The organism is Parabacteroides massiliensis (assembly GCF_900155425.1).
GTDB lineage: Bacteria > Bacteroidota > Bacteroidia > Bacteroidales > Tannerellaceae > Parabacteroides > Parabacteroides massiliensis.
Map to the genome: position 1 here is coordinate 360,817 of NZ_LT700191.1, position 16,221 is coordinate 377,037.

General features: G+C 47.8%; 14 protein-coding genes and 1 tRNA gene. 14 read left to right on the forward strand and 1 reads right to left on the reverse strand.

Features of this window, described 5'->3' with window-relative positions:
- Window positions 1-124: 124 nt before the first annotated feature.
- Window positions 125-892, reverse strand: coding sequence for an acetylglutamate kinase (argB, locus tag BQ9893_RS12520; RefSeq protein WP_075967366.1), 768 nt, complete (start codon window positions 890-892; stop codon window positions 125-127).
- Between the two features lie 77 nt (window positions 893-969).
- On the opposite strand from argB, the gene BQ9893_RS12525 reads away from it, so the two are divergent.
- The 14 genes from BQ9893_RS12525 (at window position 970) to BQ9893_RS12590 (ending at window position 16,101) form a co-directional block, all read left to right on the forward strand.
- A tRNA-Gly gene (locus tag BQ9893_RS12525) sits at window positions 970-1,045 on the forward strand.
- Window positions 1,046-1,354: 309 nt separating this feature from the next.
- Window positions 1,355-2,206 carry a BRO-N domain-containing protein gene (locus BQ9893_RS12530; RefSeq protein ID WP_075966341.1) on the forward strand — a complete coding sequence of 284 codons (852 nt, stop codon included), beginning with the start codon at window positions 1,355-1,357 and terminating at the stop codon, window positions 2,204-2,206.
- Between the two features lie 313 nt (window positions 2,207-2,519).
- The gene (locus BQ9893_RS12535) at window positions 2,520-4,031 is read left to right on the forward strand and encodes a bifunctional ADP-dependent NAD(P)H-hydrate dehydratase/NAD(P)H-hydrate epimerase (RefSeq protein ID WP_075966342.1); all 1,512 of its coding nucleotides are present in this window, start codon (window positions 2,520-2,522) and stop codon (window positions 4,029-4,031) included.
- Between the two features lie 119 nt (window positions 4,032-4,150).
- A complete protein-coding gene (locus BQ9893_RS12540) occupies window positions 4,151-5,218 on the forward strand; it encodes a DUF4831 family protein (protein WP_075966343.1) in 1,068 nt (355 codons plus the stop codon).
- Window positions 5,219-5,239: 21 nt separating this feature from the next.
- A complete protein-coding gene (locus BQ9893_RS12545; protein ID WP_075966344.1) occupies window positions 5,240-6,769 on the forward strand; it encodes a peptide MFS transporter in 1,530 nt (509 codons plus the stop codon).
- Window positions 6,770-6,772: 3 nt separating this feature from the next.
- The gene (locus tag BQ9893_RS12550; RefSeq protein ID WP_075966345.1) at window positions 6,773-7,189 is read left to right on the forward strand and encodes a hypothetical protein; all 417 of its coding nucleotides are present in this window, start codon (window positions 6,773-6,775) and stop codon (window positions 7,187-7,189) included.
- The gene (gene bioB, locus BQ9893_RS22155; protein WP_075966346.1) at window positions 7,186-8,166 is read left to right on the forward strand and encodes a biotin synthase BioB; all 981 of its coding nucleotides are present in this window, start codon (window positions 7,186-7,188) and stop codon (window positions 8,164-8,166) included. The genes BQ9893_RS12550 and bioB overlap by 4 nt, the downstream gene beginning before the upstream one ends.
- A complete protein-coding gene (gene bioA / locus BQ9893_RS22160) occupies window positions 8,163-9,443 on the forward strand; it encodes an adenosylmethionine--8-amino-7-oxononanoate transaminase (protein ID WP_075966347.1) in 1,281 nt (426 codons plus the stop codon). Before bioB ends, bioA begins: the two co-directional genes overlap by 4 nt.
- 1 nt (window position 9,444) lies before the next feature.
- On the forward strand, window positions 9,445-10,584 hold the full coding sequence (locus BQ9893_RS12565) for an 8-amino-7-oxononanoate synthase (protein ID WP_075966348.1): 1,140 nt from the start codon (window positions 9,445-9,447) through the stop codon (window positions 10,582-10,584).
- Window positions 10,585-10,657: 73 nt separating this feature from the next.
- The gene (locus BQ9893_RS12570) at window positions 10,658-11,323 is read left to right on the forward strand and encodes a DUF452 family protein (RefSeq protein ID WP_075966349.1); all 666 of its coding nucleotides are present in this window, start codon (window positions 10,658-10,660) and stop codon (window positions 11,321-11,323) included.
- The gene (bioC, locus tag BQ9893_RS12575; RefSeq protein ID WP_075966350.1) at window positions 11,311-12,075 is read left to right on the forward strand and encodes a malonyl-ACP O-methyltransferase BioC; all 765 of its coding nucleotides are present in this window, start codon (window positions 11,311-11,313) and stop codon (window positions 12,073-12,075) included. The genes BQ9893_RS12570 and bioC overlap by 13 nt, the downstream gene beginning before the upstream one ends.
- A 6-nt stretch (window positions 12,076-12,081) precedes the next feature.
- The gene (gene bioD / locus BQ9893_RS12580) at window positions 12,082-12,756 is read left to right on the forward strand and encodes a dethiobiotin synthase (protein WP_075966351.1); all 675 of its coding nucleotides are present in this window, start codon (window positions 12,082-12,084) and stop codon (window positions 12,754-12,756) included.
- A gap of 125 nt (window positions 12,757-12,881) precedes the next feature.
- Complete coding sequence (locus BQ9893_RS12585) at window positions 12,882-14,453, forward strand: ATP-binding protein (RefSeq protein ID WP_075966352.1); 1,572 nt, start codon at window positions 12,882-12,884, stop codon at window positions 14,451-14,453.
- 79 nt (window positions 14,454-14,532) lie between these two features.
- The gene (locus BQ9893_RS12590; RefSeq protein ID WP_075967367.1) at window positions 14,533-16,101 is read left to right on the forward strand and encodes an ATP-binding protein; all 1,569 of its coding nucleotides are present in this window, start codon (window positions 14,533-14,535) and stop codon (window positions 16,099-16,101) included.
- Window positions 16,102-16,221: the final 120 nt, after the last annotated feature.

Genomic DNA, 16,221 nt, shown 5'->3' on the forward strand with positions numbered 1-16,221 from the left:
CGTTCGTTTTAAAAATATACTTAAACTATTTACACCACAAATATAGGAAATAATTTTACTTATTATCATCCTATAATTCATATTTGTTATAAAATATAACGTTCTCAGCCAATTTGGCGACATATTAAAAGACACGCGTACCTTTTCCCAAATGAATATCCGAAGCCTGCGTTATAATCACCTGCTTAACCCCGGCCTCGATTGCCTGAAACGAATTTTCGAGTTTAGGAATCATACCGCCTTGAATCACGCCGGCTTCCACATACTGGTTGAAAACTGTACGGTCTATTTCGGGAATCACACTTTCATCATCGTTCTCGTCTTTCAAAACTCCTTTCTTTTCAAAGCAGAACATCAATGTCACATCAAAATGTTTTGCCAGAGCTTTGGCTGCTTCGCCGGCGATCGTATCGGCATTGGTATTCAACATATGTCCTTGTTTGTCATGCGTAAGGGGGGCCAATACGGGAACAATACCCTGATGGATCAGGGAAGCCAGCAGATCCGCATTCACCTCTTTCACATCGCCTACAAAACCGTAGTCGACTTCTCCCACCGGACGTTTGTCCGACCGCATCAAGTTCATATCCGCTCCGGTCAGCCCCAACGCGTTTATGCCTAAGGCCTGAAGGCCGGCGACAATATTCTTATTGACCAGTCCGCCGTAAACCATTGTAACCACTCTCAGCATGTCCGCATCCGTAATCCGGCGGCCGCCCACCATCTTGCTTTCGATGCCCAACTGTGCAGCCAGCTTCGTAGCGGAACGTCCGCCCCCATGAACCAGCACTTTATATCCTTCCACCTGCGAGAAATCATTCAGCAGATTGCGGAGTGTTTCTTCTTCTTCCACAATCTTTCCTCCCACCTTAATCAGCGTAAGCTTTTCCATTCCCATAAATTATTTTAATTTTTTTGTGCCAAAGGTACTAAAAAATAAAAGATTTATATACTTTTGCACCATCCAACGCGGTAGTAGCTCAGTTGGTAGAGCATCAGCTTCCCAAGCTGAGGGTCACGAGTTCGAGCCTCGCCTACCGCTCCAAAGAAAACACTCTCTGATTATCACACCATTAACAGATAATCGAGAGTGTTTTTCTTTTACAAGATAAGAAAATTTCGGACTGACCCAAAATGGCACAACATTTTTATCCGGTACACGCAACGGAAAATTATGGATAGCCGGATTTGAAACAAAGTCAAAAGAACAAAACTTTGAGTTCGTTGATAAGGATGACGTTGCCTTATCCGACGGCATCACAACACTTAGTAAGGCTATCGAAGTTGTTGCCGGAGAAGATGTAAGTGTCTTAGAACGCCTAAAAAGCGACCTACAATATATAAAATTTCAGATATGACAAAGAAAGAGGCTATCAAAATATTTGAAGAAAAGAAAGTTCGTGCCGTTTGGGATGACGAAACGGAAGAATGGTATTTTTCTGTCATAGATATAATATCAGTCTTGACAGATAGTTCCAACCCTACTGACTACTTCAAGAAGATGCGCAAACGTGACGAACAGCTTGCTTTGTTCGTGGGGACAAATTGTCCCCAGGTAACAATGCAGACAGAAACGGGGAAAAAGCGTAAAACATTGGCTGCCGATACACAGGCTGTCTTCCGTATAATCCAATCCATTCCTTCGCCCAAAGCCGAGCCGTTCAAACTCTGGATGGCACAAGTTGCAAAAGAACGTTTGGACGAAATGCAGGACCCGGAACTGACTATCGACCGGGCAATGATGGAGTATAAAGCATTAGGTTATTCGGACAATTGGATTAACCAACGTCTGAAAAGTATCGAGATACGCAAAGAACTTACCGACGAATGGAAACGACATGGTTTGCAGGAAGGAGTACAATTCGCTACCCTAACGGACATCATTTATCAAACATGGGCCGGTAAGACTTCTAAGGAATATAAAAAATTCAAAGGGCTGAAAAAAGAGAACCTCCGGGATAATATGACAAATACGGAACTGGTGCTCAATATGCTTGCAGAACTGTCAACTAAACAAATTTCCGAGGCATCCGAGCCGGATACATTCAATGAACATATAGATGTTGCCAAGCAGGGCGGTGAAGTAGCTCGCAATGCAAGACTTGAATTAGAAGCGAAGACCGGAAAGAAGGTCGTTTCTCCGTTCAATGCAAAAACGGGATTGAGATTGAACCAAGAAAACAAAGAAAAAAGCGACAATGAGTAGAACCAACACTCTCTGATTATCACACCATTAATAGATAATTGAGAGTGTTTTTCTTTTTACCCAAAACAAACAGCACAAATAGCAAAAGAATACCGGAGCTATACAATATAATTTGTTCTCGATATTGCCGAGTATATTTCCGACAATGCCGAGAATATACTTGACAATGCCGAAAATATACACGACAACATCGAAAACAAATTACATGCACTACTAAATCCAAACGGATCAAAAGTAAGCAAGACTTTTCTTTCAAGTAAAAAGTAATATTCCTACATTTGTATGCACAAAGAAACAAAGACAGCAGATAGTTATGATAAAGATATTCTCAACAGACAAAGTCAGAGAGCTCGATAAATATACCATTCAAAACGAACCGATCAGCTCTATCGACTTGGTAGAACGCGCGGCAACCGTATTTACAAGTGAATTTTGCCGCCGCTATTCCAAACAAACCCGTATTATCGTCTTTGCCGGACAAGGGAACAACGGAGCCGACGCACTGGCAATCGCCCGTATGCTGACAGATGCCGGTTATCGGGTAGAAACCTATCTGTTCAATCCGTCCATGCGTCTGACCGAGGACTGCGAGTTGAACAAACAACGGTTGCTCCACATGGAGAAGATCGAATTCACGGAAGTCGTGAATGATTTTGTCCCGCCCGAATTAGAAGAGCGGGATGTCGTGATAGACGGCCTGTTCGGCTCCGGCCTGAATCGCCCTCTAACAGGGGGATTCGCTGCGATGGTAAAATATATCAACCAATCGGATGCGACCGTCGTTGCGATCGACATTCCTTCCGGCCTGTTCGGAGAAGACAATCGGAAGAACGATCCGGACTCCATTATACGTGCCGACCTGACGTTGACATTCGGTTTTCCAAAATTGGCGTTCCTGCTTCCTGAAAATGCTGAGTTCGTCGGTGAATGGAAAGTGCTGGATATCCTGCTACACCCGGATATAATAGCCAACACCCCGACACAATTCACATTGGTGACGGAACAGGACATTGCCTCCGTCTTCCAACCCCGCAACCGCTTTGCCCATAAAGGAACATTCGGCCATGCGCTTCTGATAGCCGGAAGCCGTGGCAAGATGGGAGCCGCCCTCCTGTCCGCCCAAGCCTGCCTCAGAAGTGGAGCCGGTTTATTGACCGTTCATATTCCTGCACGAGGCGAACAGATACTGCAGACTGCTTTCCCGGAAGCGATGGTCGATCTCGACCAGCACCAAGACTATTTCAGCTCTGTCACCGGTATCAAAGCCTACTCCTCCATCGCAATTGGCCCCGGTTTGGGCAAACACCCGGACTCAGCCAAAGCTTTGGAACAGTTGCTCCAGGTGGTGGAAAAACCGCTTGTGATCGATGCCGATGCATTAAACCTGATCGCTGCCAACAAAGATTTGCTGAAACGCATCCCTCCACGCAGCATCCTTACGCCGCATCCCAAAGAGTTCGACCGGATAGCGGGAGAAAGCAACAATTCATACGAACGGCTGAAAAAGGCCCAGGCTTTCGCTGTCGACCATCAGGTTTGCGTTGTCCTGAAAGGGGCTTATACGGCAGTCTGCACGCCTACCGGAAATGTTTATTTCAACAATTGCGGTAATCCGGGGATGGCTACGGCCGGCAGTGGCGATGTACTGACCGGTATCATCCTGGCACTGCTCGCACAAGGGTTGGAGCCCGAAACCGCTTCCGTTGCCGGAGTTTTCCTGCACGGGACAGCCGGCGACCTGGCTGCAGTCTACCACTCCGAAGAGAGCATGATCGCCAGTGATATCACAAACATGTTGGGAAAAGCGTTCAAGCAGATAAAATAGATGTCCTACAGCCACAAGAACATTATCTAAAAAGGAAAAGAGTTTTTCAGGTTGGTTGCTAACAAAATATTTCATAGTTTTGTACAATCATTCATTAGAGATAAAACTTAGATTAGAATATGAAGAATTTAATCATTATAGCCGGTCTGCTCCTTAGTTTACCCATTATGGCCCAGACGAAAGTTGTAAAGAAAAATGCCGTCAAGGCAAATAATTTCGGTATAACTTATTCGCTTCCCAAAACATCTCTGATTGTAGATGCAGAAGTCACGAAAGTAACTTGCAAAGCCGGCCCTTACTATAAATACGCAGAAAAATATTTAGGCGTGAAAGACGCCATCACCGCAGATAAGGTCTATTACGAATTAGGAAAGATCAGCCTGGTCAACAAAGGCGTGCCCGATGCGGACAACACATTTATCGTTGAGTTTAAAGCCGGCACCGTCGCCCCGTACGCCTATCTGACAGAAGACGGGCTGCTCTGTTCCATCAATGCCGAATACACGCCCGATGAAGCGGCTGAGGAAGCGGCAAAAAAGAAAAACCAAACTCCGGGAAAAGTCTCCGATGCTTCCGTTCTTTCTGAAGAGCTGCTCATGGCGGGGTCTACAGCCAAGCAGGCAGAAGTGGCAGCCAAACAAATTTACCGTATCCGCGAAAGCCGCATGAACATCCTTACGGGCGATGCCGATAACCTGCCGCCCGACGGCGAAGCGATGAAACTGGTCATCCAACAATTGGAAGAGCAGGAGAAAGCGCTGACCAACTTGTTCACGGGTATCCGGACAAAAGAAGTCAGCGACTACGAAGTGACGATCGTTCCTTTCGACAACCTCGATAAAGAAGTGTTATTCCGCTTCTCGCCCCAGCTCGGTATCGTGGATGCCGACGATCTGGGCGGAGCTCCTGTCTATATGAACTTAAAAGCCATCGACCGCGCTCCTGCTTTAGACCCGAAAGAGGCTGACAAGAAAGAGAAATCACTAAAAGGCATTATATATAATGTACCGGGTAAAGCCAGCATCGAAATCAGCATGAACAAAAAAACACTTTACAAAGGCGAAGCGCTAATCACCCAGTTCGGTACACGGGAAGGACTCGCCCCCGTTATGTTCGAAGACAAAAAAGCTCCGGTAAAAGTTTATTTCTATCCGGAAACAGGTGCAATAAAACAAATCATTCAATAATCATCTAACAATTTTAATTCTATGTTTGAAGGACAACCTAAAGGTTTATACGCGTTAGCCTTAGCTAATACCGGCGAGCGTTTCGGTTATTATACCATGCTCGCGATCTTTGTGCTTTTTCTAAAAGCGAACTTTGGTCTATCGCCAGGTATGGCAGGCACGATCTACTCAACATTTCTTGCTTTGGTCTATTTCCTGCCGTTTATCGGTGGTATCTTAGCCGATAAATTCGGCTACGGTAAAATGGTGACAATCGGTATCGCCGCCATGTTTGCCGGATATATTTTGCTCGCATTGCCATTAGGCAACGGGACAGTGGCTTTAGCTTGTATGTTTGCCGCATTGTTGGTGATCAGTTCCGGAACAGGATTATTCAAGGGTAACCTGCAAGTAATGGTCGGCAACCTATACGACTCTCCCGAATATGCATCCAAGCGCGACTCCGCATTCAGTATCTTCTATATGGCCATCAATATCGGTGCATTGTTTGCACCTACGGCAGCCGTAAAGATCATGGAATACGCACAACAAAATTTAGGTGTGAGCGTCAATGACTCTTATCATTTTGCATTCGGGGTAGCCTGCGTCTCGCTGATCATATCCATGGCTATCTATTATGCATTCCGCCGCACATTCAAACATGTGGAAGGAAATGCCAAACATGTTGCAAGTGCAGGAAAAGAAACGGCCCAAGCGGAAGAGCTCTCGCCCCGCGAAACAAAAGACCGTATCATCGCGCTGTGTTTAGTGTTTGCGGTTGTCATCTTTTTCTGGATGGCCTTCCATCAGAACGGGCTTACGCTGACCTATTTCGCCGACGAGTTCACGGCAAAAAGTTCAACAGGCTTGGAAAGCATGATGTTCGACGTATGGAATCTGGTTGCCATAATCTTTATCGTCTATGGTTTGTTCTCCCTATTCCAGTCTTCGACAGGAAAAGGGAAAACGATATCGGGTATCGTCGTCCTGCTTGCACTTGCCTTCTTAGGATGCCGCTATAGCTCACTCAACGGTTCGGTTCCAGTAGATGCTCCGATTTTCCAGCAGTTCAACCCGTTCTTTGTTGTAGCATTGACTCCTGTCTCCATGGCCATATTCGGGGCCTTGTCCAAAAGAGGAAAAGAGCCGTCGGCTCCACGTAAAATCGGTCTCGGCATGTTGGTGGCAGCATGCGGGTTCATTCTGATGATGTTTTCATCATTCGGCCTGCTGACACCCGAAGCTCAATCCGAAGCGATCCAGGCAGGCACTGCCTCTTTTGTTTCGCCCAATTGGTTGATATCCACTTACCTGGTTCTTACATTCGGCGAGTTGTTGCTTTCACCTATGGGTATTTCCTTTGTTTCGAAGGTTGCTCCTCCCAAATATAAAGGAATGATGATGGGTGGCTGGTTTGTAGCCACAGCCATCGGAAACTATTTGACAGCCGTAGCAGCATGGATCTGGGGTGATTTGCCTCTGTGGATCGTATGGGGTGTATTGGTCGGAGTATGTCTCGTCTCTGCCGTTTTCATCTTCTCGGTCATGAAAAAATTAGAAAAGGTAGCATAAACCATGCGAAAGCAGTATACATATAAACCTGTTGCCCTCCGCTTCAGAAGGTGGAGCCGGAAGGGGTATGCTGCTTTCATCAGCATACAGCGGACTGTTACGATCGGGCAGTTGTCGGCCAACGTATCCGAACGGATCCAGGCGAAAAACGGCTCCATCCATACGTCCGTACTCACTCTCGACAAGACCGGTGAGGGGGAAATCGAAGAAGAAGAAGGGAAGACGTGCTGCCCCGACAGCTCGGGAAGCATCCTGTCTCTTCTGCCCTTGCAAACCGTATGTCCCGTACAGACGGTTAGCCGGCCTGCGGCATCGTACGCACATGTAGTAAAAAATAACATTTCCGAAATCGCGGAAGGTCTCAGTCATAGGCTGAAGACTTTCCGCGATTTTCGTTTATACAAATACGGAATCATATGATTGAAAAACTCAAACAACACGTTCTTTCCGGCGGCATGATCAACGAAGAACAAGCAAAAGAACTGGCTGCCGCCCCGGATAAGGAAGCGCTCTACGAAGCAGCTCACCAGATCACCCGCCATTTCATGGGAAACAAGTTCGACACTTGTTCCATCATCAATGCCAAAAGCGGCAATTGCAGCGAAGACTGTAAATGGTGTGCACAGTCCGGCCATTATAAAACGAACGTGACGCTCTACCCGCTGCTGCCGGCAGAAGAATGCATCCGCCACGCTACGTACAACTACAAACAAGGGATCGGCCGCTTTGCACTCGTCACCAGCGGTAAAAAAGTTACGGACAAAGATATGGCTAAGATCACGGAGACCGTACGCCGCATCAAACAAGCCTGCGGGATCAAATGTTGCGCCTCGATGGGACTTCTAAACCGTGAGCAACTGCAAGCCCTTTACGACAGCGGAACAGAAAATTATCATTGCAACATAGAGACTGCCCCCTCTTATTTCCGCACCCTGTGTACGACCCACACGATGGAGCAGAAACTCGAAACGATCCGGACAGCCCGGGAAATTGGTTTCCGCATCTGTTCAGGCGGGATAATCGGGATGGGCGAAACGATGGAACAGCGTATCGAAATGGCTCTATTCCTGCAAAAGGAAGGAATTCTTTCCATCCCGTTGAATCTCCTGCAACCGATACCCGGCACACCGTTGGAAAAGGCACAACCTCTGACGGACGAAGAGTTCCTGACCACGATCGCCCTATTCCGTTTCATCAACCCGAACGCTTACCTGCGTTTCTCCGGCGGCCGGGCGCAACTGAGCGAAAAGTTGCAACGCAAATCTCTTTACATAGGCATCAATTCGGCAATCATCGGTGACCTGCTGACAACCATCGGAAGCCGGGTGGCGGAAGACAAAGTCCTTTTCACCTCCGAAGGATATTCATTAACCGAAAACACAGATTGGGAAAGATGACGACAGAAGAATTACTCCATTTTGACCGGGAGCACCTCTGGCACCCGTACACCTCGACAATCGATCCGCTTCCTGTCTACCCGGTGGAACGGGCAGATGGGGTCACGATCACCCTGAAAGACGGGCAGAAACTGATCGACGGCATGTCTTCGTGGTGGGCAGCCGTGCATGGCTACAACCATCCGGTGTTGAACGCTGCGGCCAAGGCACAGTTGGACAAGATGAGCCACATCATGTTCGGAGGCTTTACCCACGAACCGGCCGTAGAATTGGCTGCCAAGCTACTTCCGCTACTGCCTCCTTCCATGGAAAAGATATTCTTTGCCGACAGCGGTTCCGTTGCGGTGGAAGTCGCCATGAAGATGGCCATCCAATATTGGCAGTCGCAGGGAAAACAGGAGAAACACACTTTCGCAACCATCCGCAGCGGCTATCACGGAGACACCTGGCACGCGATGTCTGTCTGCGATCCGGTTACCGGCATGCATGGCATCTTTGCCGGAAGTCTGCCTGTACAATACTTCATACCTCAGCCTTCCGTCAAATTCGGGGAGAAATGGGACGAAAAGGCAATCGAACCTCTAAAAGACTTGTTAGAGAAGCATGCAGGAGAGATCGCCGCTTTGATTCTTGAGCCTGTCGTCCAGGGGGCAGGCGGCATGTACTTCTATTCTCCTGTATTCCTGAAAGCGGCACGCGAATTGTGCGACCGGCATCAGGTATTGCTGATCTTTGATGAAATCGCAACGGGGTTCGGACGGACCGGACGCCTTTTCGCCTGGGAATGGGCGGGGGTGGAACCGGACATCATGTGCATCGGCAAGGCGTTGACGGGAGGTTACATGACTCTGTCGGCAACCGTCACCAGCACACCCGTAGCCGACATGATTTGCAGCGGCGAGGCTGGTTGTTTCATGCACGGGCCTACTTTCATGGGAAATCCGCTGGCCTGTGCAGTTGCGTCGGCCTCGGTCTCTCTCCTGTTGGAAAGCGGATGGCAGGAAAAGGTAAAGGCCATAGAGGCACAGCTCCGGGAAGAACTGGCTCCAGCCGCCTCTTTCCCCGGCGTACAAGAGGTGCGTGTGCTAGGGGCCATCGGCGTGGTCGAGATGAAGGAACCGGTGAATATGGCTGTCTTGCAAAAACGTTTCGTCGAAGAGGGCATCTGGGTCCGCCCGTTCGGCAAGTTGGTTTACCTGATGCCGCCCTTTATCATCACAAAAGAGGAACTGTCGAAATTGACAAAAGGGTTGCTGACCGTATTAGATGCAAAATAGGATGAAAGATTACAACAACTTATTAGAGAAGCTGAAGGCTACCGGAAACCTGCGCAGTCTTCCCGATGTCGTCCATCGTGGCAAATGGATAGAGAAAGAGGGGCGGACAATGCTCAACCTTTCTTCCAACGACTATCTCGGGCTCTCGTCGCGACAGGATCTGCGCAACGAGTTCATCGGGCAGTTGCAGGAAAGCGGCCTGCCGTTCTCTTCTTCTTCTTCCCGGTTACTGACGGGGAATTTCACGGTCTACACTGAACTGGAAAAGCTGATGGCCGATCGCTTCGAACGCGAAGCCGCCCTGCTGTTCAACAGCGGTTACCATGCCAACACCGGAATTCTTCCTGCCTTGACGGACAAACAATCATTGATCCTGGCAGACAAACTGGTACATGCAAGCATCATCGACGGGATCCTGCTGAGCGGCACTCCTTACCAACGCTACCGCCACAACGACTATGGACATCTGGAACAGCTATTGGCTAAATACGCACATGAATACGAGCAGGTCATTATCGTTACGGAAAGCATTTTCAGCATGGACGGAGATGTCGCCGACCTTCGCCGCCTGGTGTCCTTGAAGAAAAGCTATCCGAACATATGGCTTTATGTGGACGAGGCGCATGCCATCGGTGTAAGAGGAAAGAACGGTTTGGGGATCGCCGAGGAACAGGGTTGCATCCGTGACATAGACCTCCTGGTCGGTACATTCGGAAAAGCGTTGGGGTCGATGGGGGCCTACCTGTTGTGTAGCCGGACGGTCAGGGAATATCTGGTCAACACGATGAGGCCTCTGATATTCAGCACGGCACTTCCGCCGGCACAAATCGCCTGGACAAAGTTTTTGTTTGAGAAACTTCCGGGCTTTACCGATGAACGGCATCGTCTGTCCGTCACCAGCCATCTGCTTTCGGAAGCCTTGAAAGGGAAAGGGGGAGAAATATCGGCAAGCCACATCATCCCGTTCATTATCGGAGAAAACGAGGACTGCATCCGAACAAGCCTCAGCCTGCAACGGAAAGGCTTCTACTGCCTTCCCGTCCGCCCTCCCACGGTTCCCAAAGGAACGGCAAGAATACGTTTCTCATTGACTGCCGGGATAACGGAAGAGGAGATAAGATGTCTGATTTATGAATTATGACTTATATCAAAATGTACAAACTGTAATTCATCATTCACATAATTCATAAATCATCATTCATAAATCACAAATCATGAACATATATAAACAAATAAAAACAGGCAACAAAAAGCTTCTTCTTGTCTTTTCCGGCTGGGCGGCCTCTCCTGAAGTATTCCGGCATCTGGAAACGGAACCGGATACGGATCTCTGGATTTGCTATGACTACCGGGGAATGGATTTTGACGGAGAAGCTCTTTCCGGCTACAGGGAAATCCGACTGGTGGCTTGGTCATTAGGCGTATGGGCTGCTTCGGTCGTGTTTGGCAAAAGGCCTATATCTTTCACCGAGGCCGTTGCCGTCAATGGAACTCCCTGCCCCGTCCATGACCGGTGGGGGATTCCGGAAACGATCTTCCGGGGAACATTGGATAACGTAACCGAAGATGGCATGCGCCGCTTCAACCGGCGCATGTGCGGCAAACGGGACCTCCTGCAGGCCTACGAGCAGATACAGCCTCGTCCGCTCGCCGACATCCGGGAAGAATTGGAGTGCCTGTACACCGAAATAAAGAAAGCCTCACCTGCTTCTCCTTTGTTTAACGGATGGACACAGGCTCTCATCTCCTCCGAAGACAGGATTTTCCCTGCTGCGAACTTGCATGCCTTTTGGCAAGACCGTTGTCCGGTAACCGAGATCGAGGCTCCTCATTATCCTTTTTATTTGTGGAAACAATGGAATGAAATATGGAAGCAATAGAAGCTAAACGTATACATAGCCGCTTTACACGTGCCTTGTCCAGCTACGACAACCATGCCGAAGCCCAACATCGTATCAGCCGGAAGCTTGCCTCCCTCCTCTCTCATCAGACGGATGCACATTACAGGCGGATGCTGGAAATCGGTTGCGGCACGGGTGGATTCACCAGGGAACTGAAACAACAATGCCGTATCGACGAATGGATCTTGAATGATCTTTGCGAGGACTGCGGGGAAAAGATAGAGCAACTCTTCCCTTGCTTTCCTCCCCGCTTCATAGCCGGAGATGCCGAAACGCTATCTTTCCCCGGCAAGTTCGACTTGATTGCATCTGCCTCCGTTTTCCAATGGATAAAAGAACCGGAAGTGTTTCTCCACAAATTGTCGGGGTTGCTGGTGCCGCAAGGTATGCTCCTGTTCAGTTCTTTCCTGCCCGGCAACCTGCACGAGATTAAGGAACTGACAGGGGAAGGACTCGTGTACCCGACTTTCGATACACTTGCCGGATGGCTATCCGCCGCAGATTTCGAGCTGTTGCATTCGGAAGAGGAGACAATCGTCCTCACCTTCAAAACCCCACTGGACGTACTGAGACACCTGAAGGCGACCGGCGTCACGGCGACCGGCAACGGCCGTTGGACAAGGGGCCGGCAGGAATCTCTCTGCAAACAGTACTCGGAGCGGTTCTCCACATCCGACGACCGGGTGACGCTCACGTACCGCCCGCTTTATATATTAGCAGTAAAAAAATAAAACAATATGAAAGGAACAGTCTTATTTATTACAGGAATCGATACCAATATCGGTAAAACGTTCGCCACCGGCATGATCGCATGCGCATTGGCTCAAAAAGGGAAACGGGTCATCACTCAGAAAATGATCCAGACAGGTTGCACGGATGTTTCGGAAGACATCGAAATGCACCGGAAAATCCAGGGAATCCCTTTCACCGAAGAGGATAAAGCCGGATTAACTTGCCCCTATATCTTCACCTACCCCTGCTCTCCCCACATGGCCGCAGAGAAAGACGGGCGGGCAATCGACCTCTCCGTCGTCACGGAAGCAACCCGCCGCCTGCAGGAGAAATATGAATACGTCTTGCTGGAAGGAGCAGGCGGATTAATGGTCCCCAACGATTTTCATTCGCTCACCATCGATTACATAAAAGAGCAAGGCTACCCCGTTATCCTGGTGACATCCGGTAAGTTAGGCAGTATCAACCATACCCTGTTAAGCCTCTTCGCTTGCAAACAATATGGAATTCCGGTCCGGGCAGTCGCATACAACCTCTATCCCCCCACCGACGAACTGATAACCGCCAACACCCTGGAATACCTCACCCAATACCTGGCAAAAGAATTCCCCGGAACCGCCCTCATCACACTTCCGGAAGCAACAAGCAAAGCAGACATTGATATCAGCAGCCTGCTCTAAAGCCCCCTTCCCCCCTTTTCAAAACACCGGTGTTTTGGATGTGAAACACCGGTGTTTTGAAATCAAAGCATAGGTGTTTTGAAATAATTGCATTACATTTGTGATGTAATAAAATATAAGCGACTATGAGCCAGACAATCTATCCCATCGGCATACAGAACTTTGAGAAAATCCGGAAGGACGGTTATCTTTATATCGATAAAACTGCCTGGGTCTATCAATTGGCCAATACCGGAAGTTATTACTTCCTGAGCCGTCCGCGACGCTTCGGGAAGAGCTTGCTGCTCTCTACCATAGAGGCTTATTTGCAAGGGAAAAAAGAACTGTTCAATGGACTGGCGATAGAGAAACTGGAAAAAGAATGGAAAGCATATCCGGTGCTGCATCTTGATTTGAATGCGGAAAGATATTCAGAGGCCGGGGCATTAGAGAGTATACTAAGACGCTATCTAAACCTTTGGGAAGATCGTTGGGGGAAAGACGAACGCGAAATAACGCCTGCCGATCGTTTCACGGGAGTGATACGCCGCGCCTGCGAGAAATCAAAACAAAGGGTGGTCATATTAGTTGACGAATATGACAAGCCGTTGCTACAAGCCATTGGAGACGAAAGGTTGCAAGAGGAATTCCGTTCCATACTGAAAGCTTTTTACGGAGTCTTGAAAACAATGGACGGATATATCAAGCTTGCCTTCCTCACCGGAGTGACCAAATTCGGGAAAGTCAGCGTGTTTAGCGACCTTAACAATCTCATGGACATATCGATGGATAACCGTTATGTGGAAATATGTGGTATCACCGAAAAGGAAATACATACCTACATGGAAGACAGTTTGCGCGAACTGGCAGAAGCTCAAGGATTAAACAACGAGGAGACCTGCAGAAAGCTGAAAGAACGGTATGACGGTTACCATTTCACTGAAGACTCTATCGGCATATACAACCCTTTCAGCCTGCTGAACACTTTCGCGAAAAAGAAATTCGGAGACTACTGGTTCGAAACAGGAACGCCTTCCTATTTAGTGGAGTTGTTAAAGCATACCCATTACGATCTGTATGAAATGGCAAACACTGAGACCGATGCTGATGTGCTCAACAGCATTGACGCCGCATCCAGGAACCCCATACCTGTCATTTACCAGAGCGGATACCTGACTATCAAAGATTATGATGCCGAATTCGGGATCTATAAGTTAGGGTTCCCTAACTTGGAAGTAGAAGAAGGTTTCGTTAAATACCTACTACCTTTCTATACAAACGTCAGTGCGGCCAAAACGCCCTTCGAAATCGGACAATTTGTACGGGAAATACGAACGGGCAATTACGACGCCTTTTTCAAACGCTTGCAAAGTTTCTTTGCCGACACTCCATACGAGGTGATAACAGGACAAAAACCGGAAAGAAACACGGAACTGCATTACCAGAACGTGCTTTTCATCGTCTTCAAACTTGTTGGACTATACACTAAAGTGGAATACCACACCGCTAACGGACGGATTGACCTTGTGTTGCAGACAGAACGCTACATCTATCTGATGGAGTTCAAACTCAACGGTACCGCTGAAGAGGCTTTGCAACAAATCAACGAGAAACAGTACGCCCTACCTTTCTATAACGACAACCGAAAACTCTTTAAGATCGGAGTGAACTTCTCGTCCGAAACACGAAACATCGAACGGTGGATTGTAGAGAAATGATAAGTCAAAAAACATTCCCGTTTTTACCATCATCCGAATAATTGCATTACATTTGTGTAACAATAAAATGCAAGCGACTATGAGCCAGACAATCTATCCCATCGGCATACAGAACTTTGAGAAAATCCGGAAGGACGGTTATCTTTATATCGATAAAACTGCCTGGGTCTATCAATTGGCCAATACCGGAAGTTATTACTTCCTGAGCCGTCCGCGACGCTTCGGGAAGAGCTTGCTGCTCTCTACCATTGAGGCTTATTTGCAAGGAAAAAAAGAACTGTTCAATGGACTAGCGATAGAGAAACTGGAAAAAGAATGGAAAGCATATCCGGTGCTGCATCTCGATTTGAATGCACGCCACTACAAGGATACCGACTCTTTGACCAGTATCTTGAACGAATACTTAGAAAGATGGGAAGCCTTGTACGGCAACGAAAAACAAGGGCGAGGGTTGGAGGAACGTTTCGCTTATGTTATCGAAAGGGCTTATAAGACGACAGGACAACGGGTAGTGATCCTCATAGACGAATATGACAAACCAATGCTGCAAGCTTTGCATGATGACGAACTACAGGAACAACTCCGCAATATGCTCAAACCTTTCTACGGAGTCTTGAAAACAATGGACGGATATATCAAGCTTGCCTTCCTCACCGGAGTGACCAAATTCGGGAAAGTCAGCGTGTTCAGTGACCTTAACAACCTCATGGACATATCGATGGATAACCGTTATGTGGAAATATGCGGTATCACTGAAAAGGAAATACATACCTACATGGAAGACAGTTTGCACGAACTGGCAGAAGCACAAGGTATAAACAACGAGGAGACCTGCAGAAAGCTGAAAGAACGGTATGACGGTTACCATTTCACTGAAGACTCTATCGGCATATACAACCCTTTCAGCCTGCTGAACACTTTCGCGAAAAAGAAATTCGGAGACTACTGGTTCGAAACAGGAACGCCTTCCTATTTAGTGGAGTTGTTAAAGCATACCCATTACGATCTGTATGAAATGGCAAACACTGAGACCGATGCTGATGTGCTCAACAGCATTGACGCCGCATCCAGGAACCCCATACCTGTCATTTACCAGAGCGGATACCTGACTATCAAAGATTATGATGCCGAATTCGGGATCTATAAGTTAGGGTTCCCTAACTTGGAAGTAGAAGAAGGTTTCGTTAAATACCTACTACCTTTCTATACAAACGTCAGTGCGGCCAAAACGCCCTTCGAAATCGGACAATTTGTACGGGAAATACGAACGGGCAATTACGACGCCTTTTTCAAACGCCTGCAAAGTTTCTTCGCTGACACTCCATACGAGGTGATAACAGGACAAAAACCGGAAAGAGACACGGAACTGCATTACCAGAACGTGCTTTTCATCGTCTTCAAACTTGTTGGACTATACACTAAAGTGGAATACCACACCGCTAACGGACGGATTGACCTTGTGTTGCAGACAGAACGCTACATCTATCTGATGGAGTTCAAACTCAACGGTACCGCTGAAGAGGCTTTGCAACAAATCAACGAGAAACAGTACGCCCTACCTTTCTATAACGACAACCGAAAACTCTTTAAGATCGGGGTGAACTTCTCGTCCGAAACACGAAACATCGAACGGTGGATTGTGGAATAAAGGAAAAAGAAATAAGACAGAATCCCCACCCTAAAGCATAGCATTACGAGTGCTAAAGCATAGGGTTTGGGAAGCTAAAGCATAGGGTTACGAATCACCCTATGCTTGGGCTTGGAATAT

Coding starts and splice junctions, on each gene's coding strand:
- BQ9893_RS12565 (WP_075966348.1), top strand. CDS start 9,445: ATGAAAGATTACAACAACTTATTAGAGAAGCTGAAGGCTACCGGAAAC.
- BQ9893_RS12530 (WP_075966341.1), top strand. CDS start 1,355: ATGACAAAGAAAGAGGCTATCAAAATATTTGAAGAAAAGAAAGTTCGT.
- argB (WP_075967366.1), bottom strand. CDS start 892: ATGGAAAAGCTTACGCTGATTAAGGTGGGAGGAAAGATTGTGGAAGAA.
- BQ9893_RS12535 (WP_075966342.1), top strand. CDS start 2,520: ATGATAAAGATATTCTCAACAGACAAAGTCAGAGAGCTCGATAAATAT.
- BQ9893_RS12570 (WP_075966349.1), top strand. CDS start 10,658: ATGAACATATATAAACAAATAAAAACAGGCAACAAAAAGCTTCTTCTT.
- bioA (WP_075966347.1), top strand. CDS start 8,163: ATGACGACAGAAGAATTACTCCATTTTGACCGGGAGCACCTCTGGCAC.
- bioB (WP_075966346.1), top strand. CDS start 7,186: ATGATTGAAAAACTCAAACAACACGTTCTTTCCGGCGGCATGATCAAC.
- BQ9893_RS12545 (WP_075966344.1), top strand. CDS start 5,240: ATGTTTGAAGGACAACCTAAAGGTTTATACGCGTTAGCCTTAGCTAAT.
- BQ9893_RS12540 (WP_075966343.1), top strand. CDS start 4,151: ATGAAGAATTTAATCATTATAGCCGGTCTGCTCCTTAGTTTACCCATT.
- bioC (WP_075966350.1), top strand. CDS start 11,311: ATGGAAGCAATAGAAGCTAAACGTATACATAGCCGCTTTACACGTGCC.
- BQ9893_RS12585 (WP_075966352.1), top strand. CDS start 12,882: ATGAGCCAGACAATCTATCCCATCGGCATACAGAACTTTGAGAAAATC.
- bioD (WP_075966351.1), top strand. CDS start 12,082: ATGAAAGGAACAGTCTTATTTATTACAGGAATCGATACCAATATCGGT.
- BQ9893_RS12550 (WP_075966345.1), top strand. CDS start 6,773: ATGCGAAAGCAGTATACATATAAACCTGTTGCCCTCCGCTTCAGAAGG.
- BQ9893_RS12590 (WP_075967367.1), top strand. CDS start 14,533: ATGAGCCAGACAATCTATCCCATCGGCATACAGAACTTTGAGAAAATC.